Raw genomic sequence first — 2035 nt, forward strand, 5'->3', positions numbered from 1 at the left:
CTAGTGTCGCGTCATGAGCCAATTGTCGGGTAGAGCCTCCTCAGCTTGATGCGGGCATCCGCCGTGGTGAACTGCCAGTCGATCTTGGCTTTCAGGTTGTCGCGGCGGATTTGCCAAGCGGCCACTTCGGTGCGAACGGTCTCGATACTATCGATGCGTCGGTTTAAACACTGGCCAACCATGACATTGAGTTCGATCTCGGCCATGTTGAGCCAACTACCATGCTTCGGGGTGTAGACGAATTCGAAGCGATCCCAGAGCGCCTTGGCTTGCTCGGGCTCGAATGCCTCATAGAGAGACGCTGCACTGTGGGTGTTGAGGTTATCCATCACAAGGGTGATCCGCTGCGCATCCGGGTAGCTCCCGGCGATATCTTGCAGGAAGTGCGCCCAGTCCACACGTGTTTTGCGCTCCGTAACCTTGGTGATACGTCTGCCGGCAAGCGGCTCATTTGCCATGAACACATTGCATACGCCACAACGTTCATATTCATAATCCTCGCGGGCGGGGCGCCCCGGCGCCGCCGGCACGGAATCACGCGTTTGGCGAATTAGTTGACGAGGTGTCTCGTCCATGCAAACCACCGGGTGTGCCGCATCGTAAGGGCGCCGATAAACGTCAAGGACGTTTTCCATTGCGGCCACAAACTCCGCGTTACCCTGAGGCGGAATGACCCAGCCATCCTTTGCCCAAGGTTTTAACTCGTTTTTTTTAGCGCCCGTCGCACCGTTTCGTACGAAATCTGGTCCACGTATTCAAGCTCCACGACTCGCCGGGCCAATAGCCGCAACGACCACCGCGCGTGGCCTTCTGGGGGGGCTCCACAACTCATGGCGATGAGCTGCGCCTCCAGATCACCATCGACTTTGTACTCATATTTCCGTTCAGCGGGTTGCTTGTTCAGCGCGACATCAAGGCCTTCCTCGACAAATCTTTTTTTCACCCGCTCGACCTTGCGTGTACTCACGTGCAGGACTTGAGCCACCTCTTCGCAGGGGCGTCGCGGTTGGTCCACCGAGATGTCACAGTTCAGCAGGATCAGCGCATTGAGCACCTTTTGTGACTGATGGGAGCCCTTGCTGACGATGGCATCCAGTTGCGCCCTTTCCTCGGCGCTGAGGGTGACTTTGTATTTTTCCATCCGGTCACTATCACCGACTGTGCCAGCGAACGCACGCTACGACGGTTCAAACGTGACGCGACACTAGCTGCAGATGAGATACATACTGGGGGATGCGCGAGACACCGTGCGAGGCCAACCCCTGGCGATCCGCCATCACCAGCGCGCGCGCGGTACTGGCCGCCGCTTCGGCATGGGCGCCATAAGCCAATAGCGCGCGCTCGGCCGTACGGGTCAGGGTGGCTGCGTCAATGAAGGCCATGGCGTTCTCCCTGATTGCGCAATGCGGCGGCAACGGCCTGGGCAATCACGTCACTGACCCGCACATTGGATTCCCGCGTAACCCCTGCGATATGAGGTGTCAGCAGCAGATTAGGCACGCCGGACAAGACTGTGCCGGCCGGCAACGGCTCTTGTTCGAACACATCCAGCGCGGCGCCGCCCAATGTACCGCACTTGAGTGCGGCAGCCAGTGCGGCTTCATCGACGATGCCGCCGCGCGACGTATTGATCAGCACGGCCCCCGGTTTCAGGCGCGATAATTGCGCGCGCCCGATCAACTGACGCGTTTGTACTGTCAGCGGCAAGTGCAGACTGACGACATCGGATTGCGCCAGCAACGCATCCAGCCCGATGGGGTCGACGCCATGACCCCGCCAGACGGGATCGCCGGCATCCAGCGCGGGATCGGTCGCCCGGACTTCCATCCCCAGCGCCCGGGCCAGCCGGGCCGTCAGCTGTCCAATCGAACCAAAACCGATCAGTCCCAGCCGGGCGCCACGAATCTCCCGCCCCTGGGCCAACGCCTGGCGGGGCCAGTTCCCGGCCGCCGTGTCGCGCGACACGCCCAAAGCACCGCGCCGAAGCAGCATGGCCGTGGCAAGCACATATTCCGCGACGGCTTGCGCATTGGCG

General features: G+C 60.8%; 3 protein-coding genes. All 3 read right to left on the bottom strand.

Annotation, left to right across the window (positions count from 1 at the left end; translation table 11 throughout):
• Positions 1 to 11 precede the first annotated feature (11 nt).
• A protein-coding gene (locus JOZ06_RS13850) for an IS630 family transposase (RefSeq protein WP_293233407.1) occupies positions 12 to 1141 on the bottom strand; the annotation gives its coding sequence in 2 pieces (ribosomal slippage) (positions 12 to 715 and positions 715 to 1141; 1131 coding nt in all).
• 46 nt (positions 1142 to 1187) lie between these two features.
• The gene (locus tag JOZ06_RS13855) at positions 1188 to 1382 is read right to left on the bottom strand and encodes an Ldh family oxidoreductase (RefSeq protein ID WP_293233409.1); all 195 of its coding nucleotides are present in this window, start codon (positions 1380 to 1382) and stop codon (positions 1188 to 1190) included.
• Positions 1369 to 2035: NAD(P)-dependent oxidoreductase (locus JOZ06_RS13860; protein ID WP_293233411.1), on the bottom strand; the 667-nt coding region annotated here is incomplete at its 5' end. The genes JOZ06_RS13855 and JOZ06_RS13860, both read right to left, overlap by 14 nt.

The sequence above is a fragment of the Paludibacterium sp. genome, assembly GCF_019232825.1.
Lineage (GTDB): Bacteria > Pseudomonadota > Gammaproteobacteria > Burkholderiales > Chromobacteriaceae > Paludibacterium.